We start from the raw sequence: 13554 nt of genomic DNA, 5'->3' as shown, positions 1-13554 counted from the left end.
CACCGGGAAACAGGGGTGAGCGGCTCGTCTGCTTTCGCGTAGCTGGGCCGGGCGGTCCGGGGTGGACGGCCGGGCCGCAGTGCACGGAGGGAGGGGCGACATGCCCGGCCTCACGCCGGGACCGCCACCTTGCGGGGCCTGCCCCGGGGGCGCTTGCGCGCGATCACGACGCCCTGGTCGAAGATCTCGCCGCCCCAGACACCCCACGGCTCACGCCGGTCGATGGCCGCGCTCAGGCAGCCCTTGCGGATGGGACAGGACGCGCACAGCGCCTTGGCCTGCTCCAACTGGACCGGGCTCTCGGCGAACCACAGGTCGGGGTCCTCGACACGGCACGGCAGCACCGTCGCGATGTCACGGGCGGGGGTCTTCCCGGCCACGGTTCGGCATGTCACGTCAGCAGTGGCGGAGGTCATTCGCTCTGCGGTGAACACGTCGTTCTCCTTCAGCTCGTTTGCAGCGGTCGTTCTCGTCGGGCGAAACCGGTGCCTGCCGGCTGAAGGGCCGAAACAGAAAAATGGCCACGGTTTCGCGTCGTGCGATCCGTGGCCGGGAGGTCGGGGCGTTCCCCTACCTATGTCGACATCTGTGTCGACTCCTGATCACGGACGCGGGATGGTCGGCATTGCGCAGGCGTGCCGAAATGGGTGCGGCGACACCGGCTGCTGCCTCGGCAACGGCCGGTCGCCAGCCTGCGGCGGCCTTGTCCACAGCGATCACGCCGAACGCGTGCATCTCGGACAGACCGGTCCCCTGCTGCGCGCCGAAACGGTGCGCGACAAAGCGCGGGGAGGCCGCGACAGGGCTGTACACCGCAACGCCATTGACAGCGAATTCGGTGATGCCGTTCATCGTCGAGCCTCCCTTCCGTACTGGTCGCCGATCGGTGGATCAGGTGTCGAAACTGGCGCGCCGGAATACCCTCCCGGTGCGTGAAACCACCATATGCGTTGTCCGCGAAACCGACAACCTATTTTCTACCTGCGGTTTTGTGATCCCGACCGTACTCGCGACGCCACGATCGCCAGTACCTCGGCTCCGTAGTCGACGATCTTCTTCGCGCCGATGCCCGCGATACCGGCCAGTGCCCGGTCGTCGGCGGGCAGTTGCTCGGCGATCGCGGTGAGGGTGGTGTCGGTGAACACGACGAACTCCCGCACCCCCAGTTCGCCGGCCTTCTCGGCGCGCCATTCCCGCAGCGCGGCCAGCAGGTCCGCGTCCACCTCGGCCGGGCAGCGGCGGCACCGGCCGAGCATGGTCGCGTAGGTGCCGATCAGCGGCTTCGCGCACACGCGGCAGCGCGGGCGGTTCACCTCGGAGGGCCGCATGGCGGGCGCGGCCACGCGCGAGGCGGGCGAGTCGTCCGGGACCAGGCCGTTGAGGAAGCGCGACCGCCTGCGCGAGCGACGGCCGCCCTCGGTGCGGGACAGCGACCAGGACAGCCGCAGGTACTCCCGCGCCCGCGTGACACCGACGTAGAGCAGCCTGCGCTCCTCCTCGAGGGCGGCGACATCGGCGACCGAGCCGTCGTCGGCGAGCACGTGCGCGATCGGCAGCGTGCCGTCGGTGAGACCGACCAGGAACACCGCATCCCATTCCAGGCCCTTGGCGGCGTGCAGCGAGGCCAGCGTGACGCCCTGCACCGTCGGTGGATGCCTGGCCTCGGCGCGGGCGGCCAGCTCACGGAGCAGGCCGGTCAGGTCGAGCGCCGCGTCGTGGGCGACCAGTTCCTCGGTGAGGGTCACCAGGGCCGTCAGCGATGCCCAGCGCTCCCTGGCCTGCGCGCCCGCCGGTTCGGTGGCGGTGAGCCCGACCGGGGCCAGGGCCGCGCGCACCAACCGCACCAGGGCCGCACCCGTGCGCGCCTCGTCGGGCAGATCGTCGCGAGACGCGGCCTGCCGCAGCGCCCCGAGCGCCTGCCGCACCTCGGCACGCTGGTAGAAGCCTTCGCCGCCGCGCACCTGGAACGGGATGCCGCGTTCGGTCAGTGCCTGTTCGTAGGCCTCCGACTGCGCGTTGATCCGGTACAGCACCGCGATCTCCGCGGGCGGGGTGCCCGCCGCGACGAGCCGCTCGATCTTCGCGGCGACCGCGGCGGCCTCGGCGGGGGCGTCGTCGTATTCGGCGAACTCCGGTTCCGGCCCGTCGGGGCGCTGGCCGACCAGTTGCAGCCGGGTACCGGCGATGCGGCCGCGGGCCGCGCCGATGACGCGGTTGGCCAGCGAGACCACCTGCGGGGTGGAGCGATAGTCGCGCTCGAGCCGCACCACCGTGGCGTCCGGGAAGCGGCGGGAGAAGTCGAGCAGGTAGGACGGGGTGGCGCCGGTGAAGGAGTAGATCGTCTGGTTCGCGTCGCCGACGACGGTGAGGTCGTCGCGCTCGCCCAGCCAGGCGTCGAGTACCCGCTGTTGCAGCGGGGTGACGTCCTGGTATTCGTCGACGACGAAACTGCGGTACCGGCCGCGGAATTCGTCGGCGACGGCGGGGAAGTCCTCCAGCGCCGCGGCGGTGTGCAGGAGCAGGTCGTCGAAGTCGAGCAGCAGGCCCTCGGGTGTGGTCTTCAGCGATTCGTAGGCGGTGTAGACCGCGGCGATGCGCCCGGCGTCGTAGGGGATGTCGCGGTGGTGGGCGGCGGCCGCGGCCGGATAGTCCTCGGGGGCGACGAGGGAGGACTTCGCCCACTCGATCTCGGTGAGCAGATCGCGCACGCTCTCGGTGGCCGTGGACAGGCCGACGCGGTGCGCGGCCTGGGCGACCACCGGGAACTTGGCCTCGAGCAGCCGCCACGGCACCTCGCCGACGACCTGCGGCCAGAAGTACTTGAGCTGACGCAACGCGGCGGCGTGGAAGGTGCGCGCCTGCACCTGGTTGGCGGCGCCGCCCAGGCCGAGCGCGCGCAGCCTGCCCCGCAACTCCCCCGCCGCCCGTGCGGTGAAGGTGACCGCCAGCACCTGCTCGGCCTTCACGTGGCCTGCCTCGACCAGGTGCGCGATGCGGTAGGTGATGGTCCTGGTCTTGCCGGTACCCGCGCCGGCCAGCACACACACCGGCCCGCGCGGTGCGCGGACCGCGGCGGCCTGCTCGGGGTCCAGGGCGGCGAGATCGAGGGCGGGCACGGTCACCATCATGGCAGTCCGCCCCGACACCACCGGGGCGGCGGGATGTGGAACAGGACCGGACCACAGCGCGTTGTATCGGCTGTGACCGATGTGAACCCCGCCGTGACGATGTACTCCACCACCTGGTGCGGCTACTGCCGCAGGCTCAAGAAGCAGCTGGAGGAGTCGGGCATCAGCTATGTGGAGATCGATATCGAGCAGGATCCGGCCTCGGCCGAATTCGTCGGCAGCGTGAACAACGGCAACCACGTGGTGCCGACCGTGAAGTTCGCCGACGGTTCGACCGCGACCAATCCCTCGCTGGCCGCGGTGAAGGAGAAGCTCGCCGCCCTCGGCTGACCATCGGAGCCACCTCGACCGATCCCGCGCCGCACCGCGCGGGATCGGCCGTGTCGGCGGCCGTCCGCCGCGGGCGGCTCAGTCCAGCGCCGCCCAGGATTCGACGATGGTGCGGGCGATGGAGATCGAGCCGGGCAGCAGCAGCCGCGCGCCCTCCCGTTTCGCGCTCCAGTCCCCCAGCTCGAGCGCCTCGCGCACCTCGGCGCGGGTGAACCAGTGCGCCTCGGCGATCTCACCGTCGGAGAACACCAGCTCCTGCTCCGGGTCGCCCACCGCGGCGAATCCGAGCATCAGCGAGCGCGGGAACGGCCACGGCTGGCTGCCCAGGTAGTGGATGTCGCGCACATCGATGCCGACCTCCTCGCGCACCTCGCGCTCGACGCAGCGTTCCAGCGACTCGCCGACCTCCACGAACCCGGCCAGCAGCGAGAACATGCCCGCGGGCCAGACGGCCTGGCGCCCGAGCAACACCCGGTCACCGCCGTCGTGGATCAGGCAGATCACCGCCGGATCGATGCGCGGGAATTCCTCCTGCCCGGCTTCGGTCAACCGCGACCAGCCGCCCCGCGACACCGTCGTGACGGTGCCGTCGTGCGCGCTGTAGGCCGCCTTGTCGTGCCAGTTCAGCAGGGCGAGCGCGGTCGCGAGCACGCCCGCGGTGAAGTCGTCGAGTTCCAGCGCCGCGACCCGCAGATCGGTCAGCGGGCCGGGCAGCTCGTCGGCGCGCACCGCCCACAGGTGCCTGCCCTCGGTGACGCCGAGGAACACCGCGGCGGGGTGCGGCTCGGCCGCGAATTCGACCGCCGGATCGAGGACGAGCGCCCCGTCGGCGAACCGGACCCGCCCGCGCTTGTCCACCCGCAGCAGCAGCGCTTCGGCCCAGCCCTCCTTCAGCGCGCGTTCGTCGGAGCGCAGCGTCTCCGCCCGATCCCCGGCGAAACGCGACAGCACGGGCACACCGTTGAGTTGGAACGACACGCCTAGAGACTACTTCCGTCCGGAGACGAACGCCCCGGCGTGTGTCATTTGCCCGCCCGGCGGATGTAGAGCAGCTTGTCGCCGGCCTCGATGGCGTCGACCTCGGGCTCACCGACGCGGATCAGTTCGCCACCGCGCACCACGCCGAGCACGATGTCGCGCAGGTGCCGGGGCGAGCCGCCGACCTCGCTCGGTTCCACCTCGCGCTCGGCGACGGCGAAACCGGCCTCCGGCGTGAGCAGATCCTCCATCATCTCCACCACCGTCGGGGTGGTGGTGGCGATGCCGAGCAACCGGCCCGCGGTCTCGGAGGACACCACCACCGAGTCGGCGCCGGACTGGCGCAGCAGGTGGATGTTCTCCGCCTCGCGGATGGCGACGACGATCTTGGCGGTCTTGTTCAGCTCCCGCGCGGTCAGGGTGACCAGCACCGCGGTGTCGTCGCGGTTGGCGGCCACGATCACCGAGGCCGCGTTCTGCACGCTGGCCAGCCGCAGCACGTCGGATTGGGTGGCCGAGCCGTGCACCGTCACCAGGCCCGCGTTGGCCGCGGCCTCCAACGCGATCGGGTCGGTGTCGACGACCACGATGTCGGCGGGCTGCACGCCGTCGCCGACCATGGCATCGATCGCGGTGCGGCCCTTGGTGCCGTAGCCGACGACCACCGTGTGATTACGCACGCTGCGCCTCCAACGCTGAATCTTGAACGCCTGCCGGGACCGCTCGGTGAGCACGCTGATGGTGGTACCGACGAGCACGATGAGGAACAGAATCCGCAGCGGGGTGATGACGATGATGTTCACCAGTCGCGCCTGCGGCGAGGCCGGGGTGATGTCGCCGTAACCGGTCGTCGACAGCGAGACCGTGGCGTAGTAGAAGGCGTCGAGGAACGACAACTCGTCGCCGGTGTTGTCCCGGTAGCCGTCGCGGCCGATGTAGACCACCAGGGCCGCGCCGAACAGCAGCAGGACGGCGGCGATGATCCGCCTGGTCAGCGAAACCCACGGGCTCACCGCACCTTCCGGGATACGCAGCACGCCCACCAGCGTGAAGTCGGGGCGGCTGGTGAGGCCGGCCCGGCTGCGGTCCACGAAATCACCCAGCATGGCACTCACCCGCGGTCATCGGCGCCACGCACCGTCGTCCACGGCACTGTTCTCCCTCCGGCACACGACCGGAGCCTACCGGGTCGGGCCGAGGGGGAAGGGACTCGACGCGAACACCGGGTGAATGGGAAGGTGACTGCTCATGGCAGACCATTCGATTCCGTCCGGCGACGGCCGCGGGCCCGCGCTCACCCTGGCGGCGATCCTCGTCGGGGCGGGCGTCATGCATTTCGTCCGCCCGGGCTTCTTCGACGCGATCGTGCCGCGCGCCCTGCCCGGGCGCGCCCGCGACTACACCTACGCCTCCGGGGTCGCCGAACTCGGCGTGGCCGCCGCCCTCGCGGTGCCGCGGACCCGCCGGCTCGGCGGCAGGCTGGCCGCGATGCTGTTCGTGGCCGTGTTCCCGGCCAACGTGCAGATGGCCGTGGACGTGCTCGGCAACGAGAAGGCGCCGCGGGCATTGAAGATCGGCAGCCTGGTGCGGCTGCCGTTGCAGTGGCCGCTGGTCGCCGCGGCCCGCCGGGTCGCGCGCGGCTGAGCCGTCACTCCCCCTCGCGGGGCGGGGCGGCGGCCCGGATGAGTTCGGCGAGTTCGTCCGGGCCGGGCAGGTCCGCGGGCGCGATGGTGCGGCCGCTGCGCACGTAGTGGAACGCGGCGTCGACCCGGTGCAGCATCGCCTGCTCGTCGCCGCCGGTCCTGGCCGCCATCAACCGCGCCCAGGCCAGCCGGTAGATGGCCAGCTGCATGGCGACCGCGGGTTCGTCGCCGGGGTCGGGCTCGGCGCCGGTCTTCCAGTCCACCACCACCCAGCGGCCGTCCGGCTCGGCGAACACCGCGTCCATCCGGCCGCGGATCACGGTACCGGCGATGGAGGTCTCGAACGGGACCTCCACGTCGATCGGGCTGCGGTGCGCCCAGGCGGAATTCAGGAACGCGTCCTGCATGCGCGCCAGCTCGGCGTCCGCGGCGGCCTCCCCGGGATCCGGCTCGCCCGCGCCGGGCAACTCGTCGAAGCCGAGCAGGCGGGTGCCCGAGAACCACCGCTGCACCCACGCGTGGAAGGCGGTGCCGCGCCGCGCCAGCGGGTTCGGCGGATACGGCAGCGGCCTGCGCAGCCGCCGCGCCAGCTTCGCCGGATCGGCGCGCAACTCCACCAGCGCGGTCGCCGGGAGCTGCCCGGGCAGTTCCACCTCGCGGGCCGCCCGCACGGTCGCCTCGTGCTCGGCCAGCAGAGCGTCCACGTCGGCGGCCCAGCCCTCGGGGTCGTCGGGATCGGTGGGCACGTCGGTGACGACCGGGTCGAGGTCGGGTGACTGCGGTTGCGGCACACCGTCGTTCGGCGCCGATGGGAGCGCGCCGTTCGTGTCGGTAGGGGGCGGTACCGTCGGCGTATGACGGGGCGCGGGGCGGGGCACAGCGGGGGCACGGGGCACAGCGGGAGCACGGGGCCCGGTGGGCGCACGGAGTTCGGCGAGGGCGGTGCGGACGAGGGCGGCGCCCTGTTCCACCGGGTCGCGGCGAGGGCCGAGGGGGTCGCGCGGCCATTCGGCGGTGGCCGGGTTGTCGGCGAAGGGGTTCACGGCGTCGACCGGCGGTGGGTCGTCCCAGCGGGCGATCTCGACGGCGCCGTGGGCGGGGCCGTCGGGGGTTTCCGCGGCGCTCTTCAGCTCGAGCAGGAAGTCGGAGGGGCCCTTCGGGTCGCCGGTCTCGGCCCAGTGGTGCGCCGAAACCAGCAGCACGCGTTCGGTTCTGGTGAGGGCGACGTAGAACAGGCGGCGTTCCTCGTCGATCCGGCGGCGCTCGAGGGCCGCCTTGTGCGCGGCGAGCGCACGTTCCAGGTCGGCGCGGTCGTAGAGGTCGGTGAGGTCGAGCACCGGCACGCCCTCGGCGGCGTCCTCGGCCACCCGGTCGCCGCGCAGCGCGGTGGGCAGTTCGGGCAGCGCGCCGAGCCAGGTGCCGCCCGCCGTGCCGGAGGGGAACACGCGCCGCACCACGTGCGGGACGGCGACGATCTCCCATTCCAGCCCCTTGGCGGCGTGCACGGTGAGCACCTGCACCCGGTCCTTGGCGACCTCCACCTCGCCGGGCTCGAGCCCGTTCTCCACCGATTCGGCCGCGGTCAGGAAGGCGAGCAGTCCGCCCAGCGAGGCGCCGGGGTCGGCGGCGTAGCCCGCGACGACCTCGGCGAAGGCGTCCAGATGCTCGCGGCCCGCGCCCGCGCCGAGCACGGCGCGGCGCGCCTGGGTCTCCACGCCGACGCCGATCGTGCGTTCCACATCGGCGACCAGTTCGGTCAGTGGCTGGCCGCTGCGCTCGCGCAGAGCGGCCAGTTCGCGGCCGAGTGCCTCGATGCGCTGATAGCCGGCGGCCGAATAGTTCTCCGCCGGACCGGGATCGGCGATGGCGTCGGCCAGCCCGGCCTGCTCGACCGGCTCGGGCGCCACCTCGCGCAACGCGGCCTCCAGCGCGGCGCCGTCGGTGATCTCGGCGCCCACGGCGGTGTCGGTGCGCACGACCGACAGTTCCCTGGCCCGCCGGGACAGGGCGGCCAGATCGGCGACGCCGATCCGCCAGCGGGCACCGGTGAGCACCCGCAGTGCGGCGCTGCCCGCCGCCGGTTCGGCGATCAGTCGCAGCGTGGCGACGATGTCGGCGACCTCGGGCGTGGCGAGCAGACCGCCGAGTCCGACGATCTCGACCGGCAGACCCCGCTCGCGCAACGCCTCGGCCAGCGGCGCGGCGTCGGCGTTACGCCGCACCAGCACGGCCGACGTGGGCGGCGGTTCGCCCGCCGCGCGCCGGGCCGCCCATTCGGCGGCGATGCGCTCGGCCACCCACCCGCGTTCGTCCACCACGGTCTCGGTGAGTGCCAATGCCACCACACCCGGTTCGGCACCGGGTTTGGCGCGCAGCGCGTCCACGGTGGCGCCACCGGCCTCGCGTGCCGCCTGCCGCAGCGGCTCGGCCACCAGGTTGGCCAGCGCCAGCGCTTCCGGCGGGTTCCGCCAGCTCGTCAACAACGGCAGGATCGGCGCGGGAACACCTGGCGCACAGGGGAAGTCGGTCGCGAACCGGGGCAGGTTGGCCGCCGAGGCGCCGCGCCAGCCGTAGATCGACTGCATCGGATCGCCCACCGCGGTCACCGCCGGCCGGGGCGCACGCCCACCGGCCGTCCCCTCGGGATCGCCGGCGGCACCGCCGAACAGCGCCGCCAACAGCACCCGTTGCGCGTGGCCGGTGTCCTGGTACTCGTCCAGGAGCACCAGCCGGAACCGGCCACGCTCGGCCTGGGCGACCTCGGGATGCTCGGCGGCCAGCCGCGCCGCCAGCGACATCTGCGCGCCGAAGTCCAGCGCCCCGCGCCGGCGCAGGGCATCGTTCAGCGCGCGGACCAGCGGCAGCAACGCGACGCGCTCGTGCTGCACGCGCACGATGTCGCGCAACGCCTTGCTCGGCCCGCCGCGCTGCCGCGGTCCGGCGGGCAGGGTGTTGATCAATTTCTCCAGTTCGGCGTGCGCTTCGGCGAGTTCTTCCGGCTCCACCAGATGTTCGGCCAGCTGACCGGAGAGCGAGAGCACGGCCTCGGTCACCGAGACCGGCGTGCGTTCGGTGTCCAGGTCGCCGTCCCAGTTCCGCACCACCTGGTGCGCGAGCTGCCACAGCTGGGTCTCGGTGAGCAGCGTCGCCGAGGGTTCCACCGGCAGCAGCAGGCCGTGTTCGCTCAGCAGGCGGCCGGCGTAGGAGTGGTAGGTACTGATCTCCGGTTCGGCGCCGGCCAGTTGCGCGCGCAGCTCACCGCCGGAGTCGAGCTCGCGCAGCAGCGCCGATCCGGCCAGCCGGGCCAGCCGAGTGCGGATGCGGGCGGTGAGCTGCTGCGCGGCCTTGCGGGTGAAGGTGAGGCCGAGCACCTGCTCGGGCAGCACCAGCCGGTTGGCGACCATCCACACCACCCGCGCGGCCATCGTCTCGGTCTTGCCCGCGCCCGCGCCCGCGACCACCAGGGTCGGGCCGGGCGGCGCGGCGATCACGGCGGCCTGCTCGTCGGTGGGCGGCGGCAGGCCGAGCGCGTCGGCGATGCGGTGCGGCGAGACGGTCATTCGTCGGTCACCTGCCGGCCCGCGTCCTGCACCGGGCAGCAGCCCGCGACGGCGCAGTGCCGGCAGCCGTCGTTGCGCATGGCCAGGTAGCTGGGGCCCCGGGTGGCCGCGGCAGCCTGGTGGATGGTGTCGCGCCAGCTGTCGAGCGCCGCCGCGTCGAGCGGGTCCTGCATGCGCTGGGTGGCGCCCTCCTTGGTGTGCGGTTTGGCGACGTAGACCAGCCGCGCGCCGCCGGGTTCGCCCTCGGGGTCGAGTGCGCCCGAGGCGGCCGCGACCTGGTAGGTGGCCAGCTGGGCATGGTCGGCGGCCGCCTGCTTGCTGATCGGGTTCTTGCCGGTCTTGACGTCGACGATGACGAACCGGCCGAATTCGTCGCGTTCGAGCCGGTCGATACGGCCGCGGATGCGCACCGGCCGTTCGTCCTCGCTGCGGGCGGGCAGCACGCAGTCCACCGGCACCTCGACCCCGGCCTGGGTGAGTTCGCCGCGGGTGTTGCGGACCCAGGCCAGGAAGGTCTCCAGCATGGCCTCGGTGCGGCGGCGTTCCTGACGCGAATGCCAGCCGTCGCCGGGATCGATGGCGCGCCATGCCTTGTCCAGCGCCGCGCGCACCTGCGCCTCGGGCACCCGCCCGGCCAGCGCCTGCACCAGCGTGTGCACCAGACTGCCCTTCACCGCGTGCGGGTTGTCGCCGTCGGTGCCGCCGTGCCGCTCGAGGGCCCACCGCAGCGGGCAGGTGCGCAGTTGCTCGACGGTGGACGGGGACAGGGCGACGACGGCGTCGTCCTCCTCGGACCACAGCGGGTCCGCACAGCTCAGTTCGGCGGTGCCGTACCACTCCTCGGGCGCGGTGCCGCGCACACCGGCGTCGGCGAGGCGGGCCAGCTGGAAGGCCGCGCGGCGCCTGCGTTCCGGGTCGGCGGTGGGATCGCAGACCGCGCCGCGCAATTCGGCGACCAGCGAATGCATGACCAGGGCGCGGCCGGGGTCGACGACCGGCAGGACGCCCGGTTCGCCGTCCTCGTCGTGGCCGAGCAGTTCGGCCAGGAACCGGGAGGGCACCAGATCCCGGTCGCCGGTGACCGATTCCACCGCGGTCACCAGCAGCGAGCGCCGGGCCCGGCTGCACGCGACCAGCAGCAACCTGCGTTCCTCGGCCAGGATCGGCGCCGACCGGCTGACGTGCTCGCCCGCCCCACCGACCCCGGCCAGGAGATCCACCAGATCCTCGGTGTGCAGCAGGGTGCCGCGCGGGCGAGGGTTGGGCCAGATGCCCTCCTGCACGCCCGCCACGGCCACCACGTCCCATTCGCGTCCGGCCGCCGCGTGGGCGCTGAGCAGCGCCACTTCCTCACCGGGGGTGGTCAGCGGGCGGGTGTCGTGCGGAATTTCCTGCTGGGAAAGGTATTCCACGAATCCCTCGATGCCCGCGCGCGGGAGCCGGTCCACATACGCGGCGGCCGCGTCGAACAAGCCGACGGCCGCGTCGAGATCACGGTCGGCCTGCATCCCCACCGCACCGCCGCGTTCGGACTGCGCCACCCAGCGGCGCTCCAGCCGGGAGGCGGTCCACAGCGCCCACAGCACGTCTTCGAGTCCCGCGCCGCGCCGCCGGGCCGCGCGCGCCCGGTCGAGCGCGCGCAGCACCCGGCGCAGCGGCGCGGACTCGACCTCGGTGAGACCGTCGAGCAGTGCCGGGTCGGCAACCCCGACGAGCAGGCCGCGCAGCACCTCGGCGGAGGACTGGTCGATGAGCCCGCGGTGATCGTCGGCGGCGGGCCCGGCCGGGGCGGGGTCGTCGGTGGGGGCGATGCGTCCGCCCGCCTGCTGCCAGGCCGCGCTGTCGTCGGCGACCTCGGCGACTTCCAGCCCCCACTCCAGATCGGTGTCGCGCCAGTCGCTTTCGTCGGTGAGCAGATCGGGACGGGCGTCGGCGAGGCCGTCCGCGCCGTCGGCCTCCGACCCGCCGGCCGCACCGCCGCCGTCCTCGCCGTCCCACCCGTCAGCCGCGCCGGTCGCACCGCCGCCGTCCTCGCCGTCCCACCCGTCAGCCACCCCGGGCACGCCGCCGTCCCACCCGTCGGCCGGCCCGGCCGCGCCGTCGACCTCCGACCCGCCGGACGCACCGCCGCCGTCCTCGCCATCCCACCCGTCGGCCATGCCGGCCACCCCGGTCGCGCCGCCCACGTCCGGTCCGCCGGCCACGCCGCCCGATGGAACCGGGGGCGCGCTCGTGTACCCGTCCGCATCCGGCTCTGCCGGAGTTTCGGCGCGCTGCCGCGCATCCGCGCCGGCGGAACCCCCCGTCGACTCCGGCAATTCGAACAGCGCCGTCTGCCCGGTCGCGCCGGACGCGAGCCCGGATCCCGCGGCCCCCCGCGATCGTTCCCGGGCCAGCACCGTGCGCCGGATCCCGCGCCGCAGCCGCCGCAGGCTGATCTGATCCGCGCCGCCCAGCGGTCCGGCGAGCAGGTCGAGCGCGTCGTCGGCGGTGAAAAGCGTTGCGCTGCACTCACGTTCGCCGGCCAGCAGCGCCCGCAACGCCAGCAGCAGCCACGCCGCCCCGCGGCGCCGGGCGAGCGGCATGTCGATGGCCGGCTGATGCACCGGCACCCCGGCGGCCAGCAGCGCCCGGCGCAGCGGCGCGAGCGAGAGTGGCACCGAGCGCACGATCACCGCCATCCGCGACCACGGCACCCCGCCGGTGAGGTGCGCCCGGCGCAGGTGGTCGGCGATGAGGGCCGCTTCCTTGGCGGGGGTGGCCAGCACCCGCACCCGCACGGCGACACCGTCACCGCCGCCGGACTCCGCCGCCACCGCGGGCCGATGCGGCGCGGCGCCGGGCAGTTTCGCGGCGATCCTGGCGGCGGCCAGCCGCACCGACGGTCCGCTGCGGTGGTTCTCGCGCAGCACCACCCGCCGGTCCGCGGGCGCGCCGGGGTCGGCGGCGAACCGGGCGTCGGCGCCGCGGAAGGTGAACACGGCCTGGTCGGGGTCGCCCGCGACGACGGCGGTGTGCGCGGCGGCGCCGACCACCCGGATCAGGGTGGCCGCCTGCGGATCGAGGTGCTGGGCGTCGTCGACGAACAGGTAGCGGATCCTGGCCCGTTCGGCCGCGAGCAGTTCCGCGTCGGTGGCCAGCGCGTCCAGGCAGGCGCCGAGGAGTTCGGCGGCGTCGAGGGCGGGCGCGGTCGCCTCGGGTGCCTCCACACCGACCGACCAGCGCAACAGCAACGCCTGTTCGTATCGCAGCAGGAACCGGCCCGCCGCCACCCATTCGGGCCGGTCGTGCTCGCGACCTAACCGCTCCAGATCCTCCGGGCCCAGCCCGCGCTCGGTGGCGCGCAGCATGAGATCGCGCAACTGCTGGGCGAATCCGTCCAGGCCGAGTGCGGCGTGCAGGCGCTGCGGCCACAAGCCGGTGGCGCCCTCGGCGATGTCGGCGAGGTCACCGCGCAGCATCTCGCGCAGCACGGCATCCTGCTCGGCACCGGTCAGCAAACGCGGCGGCGGGTTGCCGTGCGCACTCGCGTGCCTGCGCAGCACCGAGAAAGCGTAGGAGTGCAGGGTGCGCACCAACGGTTCGGTGGTGGCGCCGGGCACGCCGCCGGTCGGGCTGTCGTGCCCGGCCAGCCGCACCGTGACGGCGTCGCGCAGGTCGGCCGCCGCCTGTTTGGAGTGGGTGAGGACCAGCACCGACGCCGGGTCGGCGCCCGCCGCGATCCGGCCCGCGGCCAGGTCGACCAGCAACGCCGTCTTGCCGGTGCCCGGTCCGCCGAGCACCTGCCAGGGCCGCCAGCGGGGCCGGGCGGGTGGCGGGCCGGCGATCGCGGCGAGCAGCGGGCGCACCTCGGCGCCCCAGAGCCGGGCCCTGGGTGCTGTGACGTTCCGGCGAACCAGTCGCACCGCGCTATCC

At 73.7% G+C, this 13554-nt stretch carries 9 protein-coding genes; 2 read left to right on the top strand and 7 right to left on the bottom strand.

Annotated features, from left to right (window positions below; all coding sequences use genetic code 11):
• Positions 1–110: 110 nt before the first annotated feature.
• From AMO33_RS26235 to AMO33_RS26230, 3 genes are all read right to left on the bottom strand, one after another.
• The gene (locus AMO33_RS26235; RefSeq protein ID WP_011211067.1) at positions 111–416 is read right to left on the bottom strand and encodes a WhiB family transcriptional regulator; all 306 of its coding nucleotides are present in this window, start codon (positions 414–416) and stop codon (positions 111–113) included.
• A 154-nt stretch (positions 417–570) separates the two neighbouring features.
• Positions 571–852: a hypothetical protein gene (locus AMO33_RS31775; RefSeq protein WP_139337531.1), complete on the bottom strand. Its 282-nt coding sequence runs from the start codon at positions 850–852 to the stop codon at positions 571–573.
• A 125-nt stretch (positions 853–977) separates the two neighbouring features.
• Positions 978–3128 (bottom strand): ATP-dependent DNA helicase UvrD2, encoded by a 2151-nt coding sequence (locus AMO33_RS26230; protein ID WP_060594639.1) that lies wholly within the window; start codon positions 3126–3128, stop codon positions 978–980.
• A gap of 99 nt (positions 3129–3227) precedes the next feature.
• Between AMO33_RS26230 and AMO33_RS26225 the strand changes: the two genes are divergently transcribed.
• On the top strand, positions 3228–3458 hold the full coding sequence (locus AMO33_RS26225; protein ID WP_041561313.1) for a mycoredoxin: 231 nt from the start codon (positions 3228–3230) through the stop codon (positions 3456–3458).
• Between the two features lie 78 nt (positions 3459–3536).
• On the opposite strand, the gene nudC is transcribed toward AMO33_RS26225, so the two are convergent.
• Both nudC and AMO33_RS26215 read right to left on the bottom strand, forming a co-directional pair.
• Positions 3537–4436 carry an NAD(+) diphosphatase gene (nudC, locus tag AMO33_RS26220; RefSeq protein ID WP_060594638.1) on the bottom strand — a complete coding sequence of 300 codons (900 nt, stop codon included), beginning with the start codon at positions 4434–4436 and terminating at the stop codon, positions 3537–3539.
• A gap of 44 nt (positions 4437–4480) precedes the next feature.
• Complete coding sequence (locus AMO33_RS26215; protein ID WP_011211071.1) at positions 4481–5542, bottom strand: potassium channel family protein; 1062 nt, start codon at positions 5540–5542, stop codon at positions 4481–4483.
• A gap of 142 nt (positions 5543–5684) precedes the next feature.
• Between AMO33_RS26215 and AMO33_RS26210 the strand changes: the two genes are divergently transcribed.
• A complete protein-coding gene (locus AMO33_RS26210; RefSeq protein WP_060594637.1) occupies positions 5685–6080 on the top strand; it encodes a DoxX family protein in 396 nt (131 codons plus the stop codon).
• A gap of 4 nt (positions 6081–6084) precedes the next feature.
• Here the strand turns inward: AMO33_RS26210 and AMO33_RS26205 are convergent, their stop codons facing one another.
• Positions 6085–9639, bottom strand: a complete 3555-nt coding sequence (locus AMO33_RS26205) for an ATP-dependent DNA helicase (protein ID WP_060594636.1) — start codon at positions 9637–9639, stop codon at positions 6085–6087.
• Positions 9636–13544: an ATP-dependent DNA helicase gene (locus AMO33_RS26200; protein ID WP_240327317.1), complete on the bottom strand. Its 3909-nt coding sequence runs from the start codon at positions 13542–13544 to the stop codon at positions 9636–9638. Before AMO33_RS26200 ends, AMO33_RS26205 begins: the two co-directional genes overlap by 4 nt.
• Between the last annotated feature and the right edge of the window lie 10 nt (positions 13545–13554).

The organism is Nocardia farcinica (genome assembly GCF_001182745.1).
GTDB lineage: Bacteria > Actinomycetota > Actinomycetes > Mycobacteriales > Mycobacteriaceae > Nocardia > Nocardia farcinica.
The sequence above is the reverse complement of the archived record's forward strand: the minus strand, read 5'-3'. Positions and strand labels throughout refer to the sequence as shown.